General features: G+C 71.5%; 1 protein-coding gene. It reads left to right on the forward strand.

What is annotated here, in order from left to right:
* Positions 1 to 61 precede the first annotated feature (61 nt).
* Positions 62 to 17,626 carry a non-ribosomal peptide synthetase gene (locus tag CVV72_RS05760; RefSeq protein WP_219151388.1) on the forward strand — a complete coding sequence of 5,855 codons (17,565 nt, stop codon included), beginning with the start codon at positions 62 to 64 and terminating at the stop codon, positions 17,624 to 17,626.

The following is a 17,626-nucleotide window of genomic DNA, read 5'->3' on the forward strand; positions in this document are numbered from 1 at the left end:
CTCCCCGTCCCCCTGCCCGCCTCGGTGGGTTTGCTTGCTGTGCCTGGAAGGTACCGAAAAGATGACCGTGCTCGACACGACGGACGCCCCCGAAGCCGAACGAGCCGTCGCCCTGCCGGAACTGTTCGCCGCGATGGTGCGTTCCATCCCCGACGCGGTCGCCGTGGACGGCCACGGTGGACAGCTGACCTACGCCGAACTCGCCGACCGGGCCGCACGCCTCGCCGCCCGGTTGACCCGGCTCGGAGTGCGTGCCGAGGACCGGGTCGGGCTGCTGATCGAACGGTCCGCCGAACTCGTCGTCGCCGAACTGGCGATCGTGCTGGCGGGTGGGGTCTACGTGCCGCTCGACCGGCGCGCCCCCGACGACCGCGCGCGGCTGGTGCTGACCACCGCGGGGGTCTCGGTGCTGATCACCGACGAGCCGGAACGGACGGCGCGGGTCCACAGTGGACGAATCGTGGTCGCGGGACGATCCCTTCCGGCGCCGGACGTGGCGCCACCGCGCGTCGACGCGGATCAGCTGGCGTATCTCATGCACACGTCAGGCTCGACCGGGACACCGAAGGGAGTCGCGGTCCGGCATCGGGACGTCGCGGCGCTGGCAGCCGACAGCCGGTTCGCGGGTGGTCCGCACCGCCGGGTCCTGCTGCATTCCCCGGCCGCCTTCGACGCGTCGACCTACGAGCTGTGGGTACCGCTGCTCAACGGCGGGACGGTGGTGATCGCGCCTCCGGGCGACCTGGACGTGGAGGCGCTGCGCGAGGTCGTCCGCCAGTACGCGGTCACCTCGCTTTGGCTGACCGCCGGGCTGTTCCGGGTGGTGGCGCAGGAGGCGCCGGACTGTTTCCTCGGTGTGGAAGAAGTATGGACGGGCGGCGACGTGGTCCCGGCGGCCGCTGTCCGCCGTGTGCTGGACGCCTGCCCCGGCCTCACCGTGACCGATGGCTACGGCCCCACCGAAACCACCACCTTCGCCACCGCATATCCGATGTCCACAAGGGACGGTGTGCCGGACTCCGTGCCGATCGGCCGTCCACTCGACGGAGTCCGAGCCCACGTCCTCGACGACGCGTTGAACGCCGTCCCAGCCGGACAGGCGGGGGAGTTACATCTGGCCGGGGCCGGCCTGGCCCGTGGTTACTGGGGCGAACCGGGTGCGACCGCGAACCGCTTCGTCGCCGATCCCGGCGTACCCGGCGGCCGGATGTACCGGACCGGCGATCTGGTGCGGTACAACGACGAGGGCGAACTGGAGTTCCTCGGCCGGACCGACGACCAGGTCAAGGTCCGCGGTTTCCGGGTCGAGCCCGGCGAGATCGAAGCGGTGCTCGCCGCCGTGCCGGGGGTGGGCGAGGTCGTGGTCGTCGCCCGTGAGCAACGGCCGGGCGTCAAGCGGTTGGTCGCCTACGTCGTGGCCCGGCAGGGCGAGGTGCTCGGCGACCTGGCGGAGTCGGCGGCGGCGGTGTTGCCGGACTACATGGTGCCGTCGGCGTTCGTCGCCCTCGACGAGCTTCCCCTCAACGCCAACGGGAAGGTCGATCGCCGCGCTCTGCCCGCGCCGCCGGAAGAGAGCCGGTCGGACACCGGACCGGGTTCGGAAACCGAACGTGCCGTCGCCGAGGTGCTCGCCGGCGTGCTCGGAACGGAGGATGTCGCGAGCGAAGACGACTTCTTCGCCCTGGGTGGCGACTCGATCCTTGCGGTACAGGCGTTGTCCCGGCTGCGCAGGACCTTCGGCGTGGCCTTGTCGGCTCGCGCGGTGTTCGACGCGCCCACCGTGACCGGGCTGGCCCGGCTGATCGACGAGGCGCGGCCTGCCGGGAACGACCCGATCCCGGCCGCACCGCCGTCCCAGGTGGTCCCGCTTTCGCCCGCCCAGCGGCGCCTGTGGTTCCTCGACGAGCTGACCGGGGACAGCGCCGAATACAACACCGCGGTCGGTCTCCGGCTCTCCGGGCCGCTGGACCTCGACGCCCTGCGCGGCGCACTGGCCGCGCTCTGCGCCCGCCACGAATCCCTGCGCACCACCTTCGACGGGGGTTTCCAGCGCATCGCCGACACGGCCGAGATACCGCTGCGCGTCGAGGATACCGCCGCGGACGACGCGACGTTGGCGGCGGAAGTGAGCGTGCCGTTCGACCTGCGCACCGGCCCGCTGACGAGGGCCACGCTCTATCGTCAGGCGCCGGAGGAGCACCTGCTCGTCCTGTGCCAGCACCACATCGTCACCGACGGCCGGTCGATCGGCATCCTGACCGGCGAGCTTCTGGACTTCTACGCCGGTGCGACCCCGCCGCCGCTGGAGTCGGGCTACCGCGATTACACGCTCTGGCGTCGTCAATCCGACGACGACGCCCAGCTCGGCTACTGGCGTGAAGCGCTCGAGGGACTCGAACCGCTCGCTTTCCCGACCGATCGTCCGAGACCGGCCCAGCGCGGTACGGCGGGTGCGGTACACCGTCACGATCTGCCCGCGGACCTGGTCCGCGGCCTTACCACCGCGGGACGTCCGCACGGGGCGACGTTGTTCATGACTCTCACCGCGGCCGTGCAACTCCTCCTGTCGGCTTATGGAGGTCAGCGCGACATCGCCGTGGGCACCGCGGTCGCCGGACGGGACCGGCCCGAGTGGGAGCCGCTGACGGGGTTCTTCGTGAACACCCTCGTGCTGCGCTCCCGGATCGATCGCACGCGGCCGTTCCCGGAGTTCCTGGCCGGGTTCCGGGAGACGGTGCTGGAGGCGTTCGCGCACGCCGACGTCCCCTTCGACCGCGTCGTCGAAGCGGCACAGCCGGAGCGGGATCCGGCACGGACACCGCTGGTGCAGGCGGTGGTCGTCCTGCAGAGCCCGCTGGTCCGCCCGTGCGAGGTCGCCGGCCTGCGGGTTTCGGAGTTCGACCTGCCCCGGCCGTCGGCCCGGTTCGACCTGGTCATCGAGTTCTGGCCGACGGAAGACGGCCTGCGGGTCACCGTCGAGTACGCCACCGCGCTCTTCGACGGCGCGACGATCGAGCGGCTGACCGAGAGCCTGGAAGCGCTCCTCGCCGGGATCGCCGCCGAACCCGGCCGCCTGGTGGGCGAGCTTCCGCTGCTCACCGAGGCCGATCGCCGGCTCCTGCCGTCGCCGGATCCCGCGCCGTCGATGACCATCACGCGCCTGTTCGACCATCACGCCGGGCAGCATCCGCATGCCCCCGCGGTGCTCTTCGGTGAGGCGCGCCTCGGTTACGGCGAACTGCGTGCCGAGGCCGACCGGTTGGCGGGGCGGCTGATCGAGCTCGGCGTGCGCCCGGAGGACCGGGTCGGCGTGCTGATGGACCGCTCGGCCGACCTCGTGGTGGCGCTGCTGGCGATCCTCAAGGCCGGTGCCGCGTACCTGCCGCTCGATCTGCGTGCTCCGGCCGATCGCCTGCGCCTGCTGCTCGACGGCACAGCGCTGCTGCTCACCGACGAGACATGGCACGAAACCGCCGCCACCGTCCACAAGGGACGGATACTGACGGTGCCCGTCACCGGGGACGCGGCCACGGTCACGGTCGAACCGGCGAATCTGGCCTATGTCGAATACACCTCCGGCTCCAGCGGCGTACCGAAGGGCGTGGCGGTCCGGCACACCGACGTGGTCGCGCTGGCCACCGACCCCCGCTTCACCGGCGGCGCGCACGAGCGCGTGCTGCTGCACTCGCCGCTGGCGTTCGACGCCTCCACCTACGAGCTGTGGGTCCCGCTCCTGAACGGCGGCACCGTGGTCGTCGCGCCGCCGGGGGACGTCGACGCGGAGGTCGTCCGTGAGCTGACCGCGCGGCACGGTGTCACCGCCTTCTGGCTCACCGCCGGTCTCTTCCGGCTCTTCGCCGGTGACGCCCCCGAGTGCTTCCGCGGCCTGCGGGAGATCTGGACCGGTGGCGACGTCGTGCCGCCCGAAGCCGTGCGCCGCGTGCTGGAGAGCTGCCCCGGCGTCACGGTCGTCGACGGCTACGGACCGACCGAGACCACCACGTTCGCGACCTCGTTCCGCATGACGTCCGCGGAGGCGGTTCCCGAGACCATCCCGATCGGGACCCCGCTGACGGGAATGGGTGTCTACGTGCTCGACGACGGACTGCGGCCGGTCCCGCGCGGCGCGCTCGGCGAAATCTGCGTCGCGGGCCCAGGGCTCGCCCGCGGGTATGCCGACCGGCCGGGTGCGACGGCGGATCGGTTCGTCGCCTGCCCCTACGGCGCGCCCGGCGAGCGCATGTACCGCACCGGCGACCGCGGCCGGTGGCGGGCCGACGGGACCCTCGAGTTCGCCGGCCGGGCCGACGACCAGCTCAAGATCCGCGGCTTCCGGGTCGAACCCGGCGAGGTGGAACGCGCCCTCACCGCCCGGCCCGAGGTCGTGGAGGCGGTGGTGACGGCGCGTACCGGGTCCGGTCGCAAGCACCTGGTCGCCTATGTGGTGGCCGCGGATGACTCCACAGTGGACACTGAGGTGCTGCGCGAATCCCTCGGCCGGAACCTGCCGGACTATCTCGTGCCGTCGGCGTTCGTCGTCCTCGACGCGCTTCCCCTCAACGCCAACGGGAAGGTCGACCGGCGCGCTCTGCCGGAGCCGAGCTTCGAGCCCGCCGCGAGCGGGGGCACGGCGCCGCGGACCGAGCGGGAAGCGGTGCTCGCGGGGATCTGGGCGGATGTGCTCGGTCTCGACCGGGTGGGTGTCGAGGACAACTTCTTCGCCCTCGGCGGCGACTCGATCCTCGGCATCCAGGTCAGCGCGCGGGCCAGGAAGGTGGGGCTGGCGATCACGACGGCGGACCTGTTCCGACATCAGACCATCGCCGCGCTCGCCCCGGCCTTGACCGAAGTCTCCTCGGTACCGGACCGCGGTCCCGTCTCCGGGGACGTCGTGGCGACCCCGATTCAACGCTGGTTCTTCGACACGATCCAAGAGCCTGGCCGGTTCGATCAGGCCATCGCGGTCGAACTGGCGCACGGCACCGACGAGACCGTGCTCGCCGCCGCGATCGACGCGGTGATCGAGCACCACGACGCGTTGCGGACGACCTTCACCCGCGACGGAGACCGGTGGCGGCTGCGCATCACCGCAGTCGAGGACGGGCATTCGCTGCTGCGCTGGAGCGTGTCCGGACCTCCGGAGCGGCGCGTGCTGCACCTGTCCGCGCACCATCTCGCCGTCGACGGCGTGTCCTGGCGGATCCTGCTCGACGACCTCGACCAGGCCTGTCGGATGGCCGATCTCGGGCCGAGGACGAGCTCGTTCCAGGACTGGGCGGCACGCCTCGCGGACCATGCCGAAGCGGGTGGATTCGACGACGAACTGGAGCACTGGCGCTCGATCCCCGAGGTCACGCCGATCCCGGTCGACGGGGTCGGTGCGAACACGGTGGACCAAGCCCGCGCGGTGACGGTCCGGCTGACCGCGGAGGAGACGCGGTCGCTCCTACGGCACGTCCCCGAGGTCTACCGGACGCAGGTCAACGACCTTCTGCTCACCGCGCTCGGCCGGACGTTGCGGGACTGGACCGGCCGGGTCCCGGTGATCGACCTGGAGGGCCACGGCCGTGAGGACCTGTTCGACGGCGTGGATCTGTCGCGCACGGTGGGCTGGTTCACCAGCCTGTTCCCGGTGGCGCTGGACGTCCCGAACGAATGGGGCGCGGCGATCAAAGCCGTGAAGGAGCGGCTGCGCTCGGTCCCTCGACGTGGCATCGGCTACGGCGCGCTGCGCTATCTCTCCGGCACGGCCCCGCGCATCGACCCCCAGATCAGCTTCAACTACCTCGGGCAGTTCGAGCTCACCGGGGAGCTCTACACCGGCTCGCCCGGCGAACTGTCCCTGGTCGCCGACCCCGTCGGCGTCCGCCCCCATCTGCTCGACGTGGTCGGCCAGGTCACCGGCGACACGCTGGAGTTCACGTGGCACTACGCGGAAGGCGTGCACGAAGCGGCGACCGTGACCCGGTTGGCCGACGGCATGCTGGAGAACCTGCGTGGACTCCTCGGGCACTGCGCCGAACCCGGCGCGGGCGGGCGGACGCCGTCGGACTTCCCGCTGGCGGGCCTCGACCAGTCCACTGTGGACGAGCTGGTCGGCGACGGCCGGGACGTGGAGGACGTGTACCCGCTGACGCCGATGCAGGCGGGCATGGTGTTCCACAGCCTGGCCCAGCCCGGCGATCGCAACTACTTCGAACAGATCACCTTCACCGTCGACGACGTCCCCGACCCGCGGGCACTCGTCGCGGCCTGGCGGCGGGTGGTGGCCCGGACCCCGGTCCTGCGCAGCCGGATCGTCTGGGACGGGGTACCACGTCCGCTGCAGGTCGTGCGGCGTTCGGCGGAGATCCCGGTGAGCTGTCCGGACTGGTCCACAATGGACGCCGAGGAAGCCTTGCGGCTCCGGTTGGCCGAAGACCTCGCCGAAGGGCTCGACCTGACCCGCGCCCCGCTGACGCGGCTGGTCGTCGCCAAGGAGTCGGCGACCTCGGTGCGGGTGATCTGGACCTTCCATCACGTACTACTGGACGGCTGGAGCGTCTTCGGTGTCCTGTCCGACGTCCTCGCCGTGCTGCGCGGTGGAGAACCGCCGGTGCGGCGCCCGTTCCGCGACTACGCCGGGTGGCTCGCCGCTCAGGACGACGAGGCCGCCGAAGCCCACTGGCGGGCCGAACTCGACGGAGTGACGCCGACGCCGCTTCCTGGAGTTCACGGCGCCCGGGCACACGCCGCCAGCTCGTCCGCCCGGGTGCCGGTGGACTTCGACGACGCCACGACCGCCCGGATCACCGCGTTCGCGCGGCGGCACCACCTGACGCTCAACACGATCGTCCAGGGCGCCTGGGCGGCGTTGCTGTCCCGCTACAGCGGCGAAGCCGAGGTCTGTTTCGGCGCGACGGTGTCGGGCAGGCCGGTCGAGTTGCCGGGAGCGGACGACATCCCGGGCCTGTTCATCGACACCCTGCCGGTGCGGGTCAGGCTCGATACCGGGCACGGCCTCGTCGACTGGCTTCGGGAACTGCAGGCGGCGCAAGCGGAATCCCGCCGGTTCGGCCATGTCGGCCTGCCGCGGTTGCAGTCCTGGAGCGACACCGGCGGCAGCCTGTTCGACAGCATCATCGTCTTCGAGAACTATCCGGTGGCGGACGTCGCGGGAGTGCGGGACGTCCGCGCGGCCGAACGCACCAACTACCCGCTCGGCGTCGTCGCGTATCCGGGCCGCCGGATGTCGCTGATGCTGACCCACGACCCCGAGCTGATCGGACCGGAGCTCGCCCGGCAGCTCGCCGGGCATCTCGAAACGCTGATCCGTGGCTTCGTGGACTCGCCGTACGAGCCCGTGACCCGGGTGCCGATGCTGTCGGACCCGGAGATCCGGCACCTGCTTCGCGACCGCGACGCCACCACCCGGCCGATACCGGAAGGGACGGTGCCCGAGCTGTTCGAGGCCCGCGCACGCCGGAATCCCGGCGCCGTCGCGCTGGTGACCGATGCGGAGACCGTCACCTACGGCGAACTCGACGTCCGGGCGAACCGGCTGGCGAACCGGCTGCGCGAGCTCGGCGTCCGCGCCGAAAACCGGGTCGCGCTCCTGATGGACCGTTCGCCCGCCCTCGTCGTGGCCGAGCTCGCGACCCTGAAGGCAGGCGGGGCCTATCTGCCGTTGGATCTGCGCGCGCCCGCCGAGCGGTTGCGGCTGCTGCTGAGCGAAGCCGGAGCGGACGTCCTCGTCACCGATCAGGCCTGGCTGTCCACCGCCGAAGAGATCCACGACGGCGTGATCGTCACGGACACGGGTGACGCCCCGGAGACATCCCCCGGGGTGACGACCGACCCCGAACAACTGGCCTACGTCATCTACACCTCCGGCTCGACCGGCAAGCCGAAGGGCGTCGCCGCCCGGCATCGCGACGTCCTCGCTCTGGCGGCCGACCGGCGCTTCGCGGCCCACGACCGGGTGCTGCTGCACTCACCGCAGGCCTTCGACGCGTCCACGTACGAGCTGTGGGTGCCGTTGCTGAACGGCGGCACGGTCGTCCTGGCCCCGCCGGGGGAGCTCGACGTCCACACGCTCGGCCGCGTGATCACCACGCACGCCGTGACGGGAGTCTTCATGACGACCGGCCTGTTCCGGCTCGTCGCGCAGGAGGCCCCGGAGATGTTCGCCGGCGTGCGGGAAGTCTGGACGGGCGGTGACGCCGTTCCCGCCGTCGCGCTGCGCAGGGTCCGGGCCGCGTGCCCGCGGACGCTGGTCGCCGACGTCTACGGCCCCACCGAGACCACGACCTTCGCCACCGTGCATCCGCTGCCGGACGAGGTGCCCGACGTCGTGCCGATCGGAGCACCGCTGGCCAACACCCGCGGCTATGTCCTCGACGACGGCCTGAACCTGGCGCCCCCGGGTGCGCCAGGCGAGCTGCATATCGCCGGGGCCGGGCTCGCGCGCGGCTACCTCGGACGGCCGGGGCTGACCGCGGACCGGTTCGTCGCGGATCCGTTCGGTCCGCCGGGGGAGCGGATGTACCGCACCGGCGACGTCGTGCGCTGGAACGACGAGGAGGCGCTGGAGTTCGTCGGCCGGGTGGACGAGCAGGTCAAGATCCGCGGCTTCCGCGTCGAACCGAGCGAGATCGAGGCCGCGCTGGGCGAACACCCCGGCGTCGAGCAGGCGGCCGTACTGGCCCGCGCGGACGGTGGGGTGAAACGGCTGGTCGCCTACGTCGTCGGCGAGACCGAAGGACTTGGCGAATTCCTGGGGCGGACCCTGCCGGACTACATGGTCCCGGCCGCGTTCGTCCGGTTGGCGGAATTCCCGGTCAACGTCAACGGGAAGCTCGACCGCACCGCGCTGCCCGCGCCGGATTTCGGGGCCCGTGACCACGTCGTGCCGCGCACCGAGCGCGAACTCGTGCTCGCCGGGATCTGGGCCGAGGTGCTGGGTGTCGAACGGGTCGGTGCGACCGACGACTTCTTCGAACTGGGCGGCGACTCGATCCTCAGCATCCAGGTGGTGTCCAAGGCCCGGCGCGCCGGGCTGGAACTGCTGCCCGGCGACCTGTTCGCCCATCGGACCCCGGCGGCGCTCGCCGCCGCGGCGCGCACCGCCACCGAGGCCGTCCACCGCGGCCCGGTCAGCGGCGAGGTGCCGCTCACCCCGATCCAGCGGTGGTTCTTCGCGACCCAGACCGCCGATCCGGAGCACTTCCACCAGTTCGTCCGGTTAGGACCTGAGCGGATCGAGCAGGCCGTGGCGCGCAAGGCCGTGGACGCGCTGCTGGAGCACCACGACGCGCTGCGGATGCGATTCACCCACGACGACGGCTGGAAGCAGGAGAACGGTCCTGTCGGGGCCGGGACACCGCTGATCCGCCTCGACATCTCCGAGCGCGGCGTCACCCTCGCCGTGCACCACCTCGTCGTCGACGGTGTCTCGTGGCGGGTGCTCGCCGAGGACTTCGACCGCGGTTACGCCCAGGCGCTGCGAGGCGAGGCGATCGATCTCGGGCCGCGCACCACCTCCTTTCGGGAGTGGGCGATCAGGCTCGCCGAGCACACCGCCGACGGTGGATTCGACGACGAACTGCCCTACTGGCAAGGGATTCCCGAGAACACCTCGATCCCGGTCGACGGTGAGGGCCAGGCCACGGGCGCCTCGATGCGTGAGGTCACCGTGCGGCTTCCCGAGGCGGAGACCGAGGCGCTGCTGAGGGACGTGCCCGCCGTCTATCGCACGCAGGTCAACGACGTGCTGCTGACCGCGCTGGGCCGGGTGCTGCGGGACTGGACGGGCAAGGTACCGGTCGTCGATCTGGAAGGACACGGGCGCGAGGACCTGTTCGACGACGTCGACCTGTCCCGCACGGTGGGCTGGTTCACCAGCGTCTTCCCGGTCGCGCTGGACGTCCCCGAAGACTGGGGTACGGCCCTGAAATCGGTGAAAGAGCAGCTCCGGGCCGTGCCCCGGCGCGGGGTCGGGTACGGCGCCCTGCGTCACCTCGCCGGGACCGCGCCGTCGATCGACCCGGCGGTGAGTTTCAACTACCTCGGCCGCTTCACCTCGGGCAGGCTGGAATCCGACGAGAGCGAGCTTTCGGCGCGAGCGCATCTGCTCGACGTGGTCGGCCGCGTCGAGTCCGGCGAACTCGAACTGACCTGGTACTACACCGAGGGTGTCCATCGCGAGTCCACAGTGGACAGGCTCGCCGGGGCGATGCTCGCCGCCCTGCGGGAGATCATCGCGCACTGTGCGGCACCGGAGGCGGGTGGGCGGACTCCGTCCGACTTCCCGCTGCTCGCGCTCGATCAAGCCACAGTGGACACCCTCGCCGGCGACGGCAGGACGATCGAGGACATCTACCCGCTCACGCCAATGCAGGCGGGCATGGTGTTCCACTCGCTGTCACAGCGGGAAGAACGGCTCTACTTCCAGCAGGTCGGGTTCGTCGTCGAAGGTGTCGAGGACGTCGACGCGCTCGCCGAGGCCTGGCAGCACGTCGTCGACCGCACCCCCGTGCTGCGCACGAAGATCGCCTGGGAAGGCGTGCCGGAACCGGTGCAGGTGGTGCGTCGGCGGGTGACCGTCCCGGTCACCCGGCTCGACTGGCGTGCCCACACGCCGGCGGGACAGGAGCGGTTCTGGCAGGAGGTCCTGTCCGCGGACCGTGCCGAGGGGCTGGACCTGGACGGCGAAGCCCTGCTGCGGCTGACCCTGGCGCGGCTTTCGGAAACGGAAGTCCGGGTGCTGTGGACGTTCCACCATGTCCTGCTCGACGGCTGGAGCGTCTTCGGAGTGCTGTCCGACGTGTTCACCGCCTATTCCGGGGGCGAACCGCCGGAGCGGCCGCCGTTCCGGGACTACGTCGCGTGGCTGAGCCGTCAGGACGACACCGAGGCGGAACGCCACTGGCGCCGCGAGCTCGGCGACTTCACCGCGTCCGCCCGGCTCACGGCGGGGGACCACACGAGCCGGTCGGCCGAGTGGCTGCGGGTCCCGGTCGAGAGCTCCGCGCGGCTCGGGGAAGCCGCGCGCAAGGCGGGTCTCACGATGAACACCGTCCTGCAGGGAGCGTGGGCGCTGGTGCTTTCCCGGCTGACCGGGGAACGCGACGTCTGCTTCGGCACCACCGTGTCCGGTCGCCCGGTCGACCTGACCGGCGCCGACGACATCACCGGGATCTTCATCAACACGCTCCCGGTACGTGTCACCACCGACCGGTCGCCGGTCGCGAAATGGCTGGTGGCGCTGCAGGACCGGCAAGTGGAGTCGCGCAGGTACGGACATCTGCCGCTGACGAAGCTGCAGGCGTGGAGCGGATCCGGTGGCAGCCTCTTCGACAGCATCGTCGTCTTCGAGAACTATCCGATCGACTCGGCGACGCGTGACGGACTGCGGTTGCGAGACGTCGACGCCGCCGAAACGACGAACTACCCGATCAGTGTCGTCGCGTCGCCGGGGGAACGGTTGAGTCTCGACGTCGGCTACGACCCCGATCTGTTCGACGCCGCGACGGCCGAGTGGATCACGGACCAGCTCGTCGGCGTGCTCGACGCCTTCGCCGAAGACCTGAACCGTCCGCTCGACGGTATCGACCTGCTCACCGACGCCGAACGGCTCCAGATCCTCGGTGACTGGAACGACACCGCGTATCCGCTGCCGGAGGGAAGCCTCGCCGAGCTCTTCGGGCGACAGGTCGCGCAGGCTCCCGGCGCGGTCGCCCTCGTCGGCGACGGCGTCCGCCTGACGTACGCGGAACTGGACGAGCGCGCGGACCGGCTCGCCCGGCGGCTGGTGTCGCTCGGCGCCGGTCCCGAAACCGTGGTCGGCGTGCTCATGGACCGTTCCCCGGACCTGGTCGTCGCCGAACTCGCCGTGATCAAGGCGGGGGCGGCGTATCTCCCGCTGGACACGAGGGCGCCCGCGCCACGGTTGACGACCCTGCTGGACGGGGTGCCGATCCTCGTCACCGACCGGGCCCGCTCCGAATCGATGGTCCATAATGGACAGATTGTCGTGCCCGACGGCCGGACGGCGGACGTGGCGCTGCCCGAGGCGTCGCCGGACAACCTCGCGTACGTGATGTACACGTCCGGTTCGACGGGCAGGCCGAAGGGCGTGGCCGTACGCCAGCGTGACGTCGTCGCCCTCGCCGCCGACCGGAGGTTCGCCTCGCACGAGCGGGTGCTGCTGCACGCTTCGCCCGCCTTCGACGCCTCCACTTACGAGCTGTGGGTTCCGCTTCTCAACGGCGGCACCGTCGTCGTGGCGCCCCCGGGCGACCTCGACGTGGACACCCTCCGGCGGATCATCGCCGAGTACGAGGTCCACGGGGCGTTCTTCACCGCCGGGCTGTTCCGGCTGCTCGCGCAGGAGGCCCCGGAGACCTTCCGGGGGATGCGCGAGGTGTGGGCGGGCGGCGACGTCGTCCCGGCCGCCGCGGTCCGGCGGGTGCGAGAGGCGTGCCCGGGCACGGTCGTCGTCGACGGCTACGGCCCGACCGAGACGACGACCTTCGCCACCTCGTATCCGATCCCGGCCGAAGTTCCCGATGCCGTCCCGATCGGGAAACCGCTCGACAACATGCGGACCTACGTCCTCGACGCCGAGCTGCGGCTCGTGCCGCAGGGCGTGTCCGGCGAGCTGTACATCGCCGGGGCCGGACTCGCTCGCGGGTACTCCGGTGATCCGGCGCTGACCGCCGACCGGTTCGTGCCCGACCCGTTCGGCCCGCCGGGGGAGCGGATGTACCGCACCGGTGACCTTGTCCGCTGGACCCCGCGCGGGGAACTGGAGTACACCGGGCGCGCCGACGAGCAGGTCAAGATCCGCGGTTTCCGGATCGAACCGGCGGAGATCGAGGCCGCGCTGACCGCGCATCCGGGCGTCGGCCAGGCCGCGGTGCTGACCAGGGAGGATCACGGCGTCAAACGGCTCGTCGCCTACCACACCGGCGACGCGGACGGCCTCGCCGAATTCCTCGGCCGCACTCTGCCCGACTACATGGTGCCCGCCGCGTTCGTCCGGCTCGACCGCTTCCCCTTGAACGCCAACGGGAAGATCGACCGTCACGCCCTGCCCGCGCCGGACTTCGGCGGCAAGACGGCCGGGACCGCGCCCGCGACCGAGGCCGAACGCGCGCTCGCCGCGATCTGGTCCGACGTGCTCGGCGTCGCAGACGTCGGCGCCGAGGCCAACTTCTTCGAACTGGGCGGCGACTCGATCCTCAGCATCCAGGTCGTGTCGCGTGCCCGCCGCGCCGGGCTGAGCCTGCTGCCCCACGACGTCTTCCGGCATCCGACCCTCGCCGCGCTGGCCGCGCACGCCGGTGGCGACGCCGGGCCGCGCGCCGAACAGGGGCCGGTGACCGGGGCGGCGCCGCTCACCCCCATCCAGCACTGGTACTTCGACACCCTGCCGGACCGGTTCGACCAGCGAGTGGTGCTGGAATTCACCGAGGACGTCGACGAAGCCGCGCTGCGCCGCGCGCTGGAAACCGTTTGGGCGCAGCACGACGGGCTGCGGCTGCGGTTCGGGCGCGACGGGAGCCAGTACGGCGAACCGGTGTGGCAGGCGGACCTTCTCACCGACGAGATCGCCTTCGATCCCGGACGCGGTCCCTTGCTGGCGGCGGTGCTCGACGGGCGGCGGCTGACCGTGGCCGCGCACCACTTGGTCGTCGACGGCGTTTCCTGGCGAATCCTGCTCGAGGATCTGGAAACCGCCTACCGCGGCGGCGAACTCGGGCCCAAGACCACGTCCTACCTGGAGTGGGCCAGGCGGCTGGCGGAGCATGCCGAGTCCGGCGGATTCGACGACGAACTGGCGTACTGGCGGGGGATCCCGGCGCCGGCGCCGGTCGCCGGACCGGCCACGGTCGCCGACACGGGCGAGGTGACGGTCCGGCTCACCGCCGAGGAGACCCGGGCACTTCTCCAGGACGTTCCCGAGGTCTACCGCACGCAGGTCAACGACGTGCTGCTCGCCGCGCTGGGCCGTGTCCTCCGGGACTGGACCGGGCGGATCCCGGTGATCGACCTGGAGGGCCACGGGCGCGAGGACCTGTTCGACGACGTCGACCTCTCTCGCACCGTCGGCTGGTTCACCAGCATGTTCCCGGTGGCACTCGACGTCCCGGACGACTGGGGTGCCGCGCTCAAAGCGGTGAAGGAACAGCTCCGGGCGGTGCCGCGGCGGGGGATCGGGTACGGCGCCCTGCGGTACCTCACCGGCACCGCGCCGGTCATCGATCCCGAGGTCGGCTTCAACTACCTCGGCCGGTTCGACGACGCCGAGGCGGGCGCGTTCCGGACCGGCGCCCTCGGCGCCGACGTCGACCCGGCCGCTCCCGCCGGCCACACGCTCGACATCGTCGGCCACGTGTTGGCCGGGAGCCTGGAGCTGAGCTGGGCGTACGTCACGACCCGGCACGATCGCGGCGTCGTCGAAGAGCTGGCGGAGCGGATGCTGGCCGCCCTGCGCGAGATCATCGCGCACTGCGGGTCACCGGAGGCAGGCGGCCGCACGCCGTCGGACTTCCCGCTCGCCGCCCTCGATCAGTCCACAGTGGACACTTTGGTCGGTGACGGCCGGACGGTCGAGGACGTCTACCCGGTGACGCCCATGCAGGGCGGGATGCTGTTCCACGGCCTTTCCCAGACCGCGCAAGGCATGTACGTCGAGCAGGCGACGTTCGTCCTCGACGGTGTCACCGACCTCGACCGGCTCGCCGCGGCATGGCAGCGGGTCGTGGACCGGACACCGGTCCTGCGGACGGCGTTCGTCTGGGCCGGGGTCGATGAGCCACTGCAGGTGGTGCACCGCGAGGTGCGGCTGCCGGTCCGAGTGCTCGACGGGACCGGTCACGATCTTCGGCGGCTCCTCGCCGAGGACCGCGAACAAGGGCTGGACCTCGCGGAGGCACCGCTGATGCGCGTGGCCCTCGTGCGGTCGTCGGCGACCGAAGTCCAGGTGCTGTGGACGTTCCACCACGCGCTGCTCGACGGCTGGAGCGTCTTCCATGTCCTCTCCGACGTCTGTGGCGCCTACGCCGGCCAAAGCCTGCCCTCCAGGCCACCGTTCCGGGACTACCTCGCCTGGCTGGGCGGCCTCGACCGGACCGACGCCGAACGCTTCTGGCGTCGTACCCTCTCCGGGATCGACGGGCCGACGCCCGTTCCCGGCGACCGGGCGCCCGCGGCCGGGCACATCGCCTGTTCGTCCGAGTGGCTGCCCGTCCGCCTGGACGAGGCGGCGACGAGCGGGCTCGACGAGTTCGTCAAACGCCACGGCCTCACGCACAACGCGGTCCTGCAAGGGGCCTGGGCCTTGCTGCTGTCGGCCTACAGCGGCCACGACGACGTCGTGTTCGGGTCCACCGTCTCCGGCCGCCCGCCCGAAGTGACCGGCGTGGACGCGATCACCGGCATCTTCATCAACACGCTGCCGGTCAGGATCGGGATCGACCGTGGTGCCCGCGTCGCCGACTGGCTCGCGGGTCTTCAGTCGAGCCAGGCCGAGGCACGCCGCCACGGACATCTTCCGCTCGCGCTGGTCCAGGGCTGGGCGGAGCTGCCCGGGGGAGTGAACCTCTGCGAGAGCCTGGTGGTGTTCGAGAACTACCCGATCACCGGCGCCGAAGCCGGGCACGGCCTGACCGTGCGAGACCTGTCGGCACGCGAGACGACGAACTTCCCGCTGACGGTCGTCGCGTCGCCCGGTCGTGAGCTGAACGTCGACCTGGGCTACGACCCGGCCTTGTTCGACGCCGAAACGGTGAGCCGGCTGGCCGGTCACCTGCTCACGCTGCTCCGGGAACTGACGGTGGACGGCGCTCGGGCGATCACCGACGTGTCGATGCTGACCCCGCGGGACGAACTGCTCCTGGCGGAATGGACGAAAATCGGTGCGGCGGCCCCCGCCCGGTCGCTGCCGGAACTCTTCGCCGAGCAGGTCCGCGCCCGGCCCGACGCGGTCGCGGCCGTCCTCGATGGCGAGCCGGTCACCTACGCCGAGTTGAACCGGCGGGCGAACCGGCTGGCCAACCGCCTGATCGGGCTTGGCCTGCGCCCCGAGGAACCGGTCGGCCTCGTCACGAGCAGGGCGGGCACCGTCGTGGCGGAACTGGCCGTGGTCAAGGCGGGCGGCGCGTATCTGCCGGTCGACACGCGCGCCCCGGCGGAACGGCGGCAGGCGCTGCTCGACGGTGTGCGGTTCGTCGTGTCCGACAGGGAGTATCCGCACGCCATCCGGCTGTCCTCAGTGGACGACGAGCCGGACGGCGATCCCGTCTTGGTCGTCGATCCCGACCGGCTGGCGTACGTCATGTACACCTCCGGGTCCACCGGCACCCCGAAGGGCGTCGCGGTGCGGCACCGCGACGTCGCCGCCTTGGCCGCGGACAGCCGGTTCCGCGGCGGGGCACACGAACGGGTCCTGCTGCATTCCCCGGCGGCCTTCGACGCGACCACGTACGAACTGTGGGTACCGCTGCTCACCGGCGGCCGCGTCGTCACGGCGCCGGACGGCGATCTCGACGCGCACCGCCTGCGGACCTTGATCCGCGAGCACGGCCTGACCGGGATGTGGGTCACGACGGGGCTGTTCCGGGTGCTGGCGCAGGAAAGCCCGGACTGCTTCACCGGACTGCGGGAGGTGTGGACCGGCGGCGACGTCGTGCCCGCCGAGGCGGTGCGGCGAGTGCTGGGTGCCTGCCGGGGGCTGCGTGTCGTCGACGGCTACGGTCCGACCGAGACGACCACCTTCGCCACCGCCCATCCGATGGACGAGACGGTTCCGGACCGGGTCCCCATCGGCACGCCGCTGGACGGAATGGTCGCCCGCGTATTGGATCCGGACCTGCGCCCGGTACCTCCGGGAGTGCCGGGCGAGCTGTACCTCGCCGGTTCAGGCCTCGCCCGTGGCTATCGCGACCGGCCGGGCCTGACCGCCGACCGGTTCCTCGCGGCCCCGGGCGGGCAGCGGATGTATCGCACCGGCGACGTGGTCCGCTGGACCGGGGTGGGCACCCTCGAATTCCTCGGACGGGCGGACGACCAGGTGAAGCTGCGCGGCTTCCGGGTCGAGCCCGGTGAGGCCGAAGCCATGCTGGCCCGGCATCCCGCCGTGGCGCAGGCCGCGGTCATCGTCCGCGAAGACCAGCCCGGCCTGAAGCAACTCGTCGCCTACGTCGTGTCGGAAGCCGGACAGGACACCCTGCGGGACTTCCTGGCCGAACGGCTGCCGGAGTACTTGGTGCCGTCGGCGTTCGTCGCGCTGGACCGGATCCCGGTCAGTGCCAACGGAAAGCTCGATCGCAAGGCATTGCCGGCACCGGCCGAGCGGGAGAGCGGGTACGTCGAGCCGGAAACCGAAACCGAACTGGCGCTGGCCGGGATCTGGGCCGAAGTGCTCGGCGTGGAGCGGATCGGCGTCGAGGACAACTTCTTCGCCCTCGGCGGGGATTCGCTGCGGAGCCTGCACATCGCGGCCAAGGCGGGAGCCTTGTTCGCGGTCCGGCTCACCCCGGCCGACGTCCTGACCGCGCGCACCGTCGCGGGGCTGGCCGGAACGGTCGAAGAACTCATCTTGGGCGAGCTCGAAAGCCTCGCCTCCGAAACGGAAGCGTGA

Origin of the sequence: Amycolatopsis sp. TNS106 (assembly GCF_019330265.1) — a bacterium.
GTDB lineage: Bacteria > Actinomycetota > Actinomycetes > Mycobacteriales > Pseudonocardiaceae > Amycolatopsis > Amycolatopsis lurida.

Bases quoted from the DNA above. Each gene is read 5' to 3' on its own strand.
- CVV72_RS05760 (WP_219151388.1), top strand. From the start codon at position 62: ATGACCGTGCTCGACACGACGGACGCCCCCGAAGCCGAACGAGCCGTC.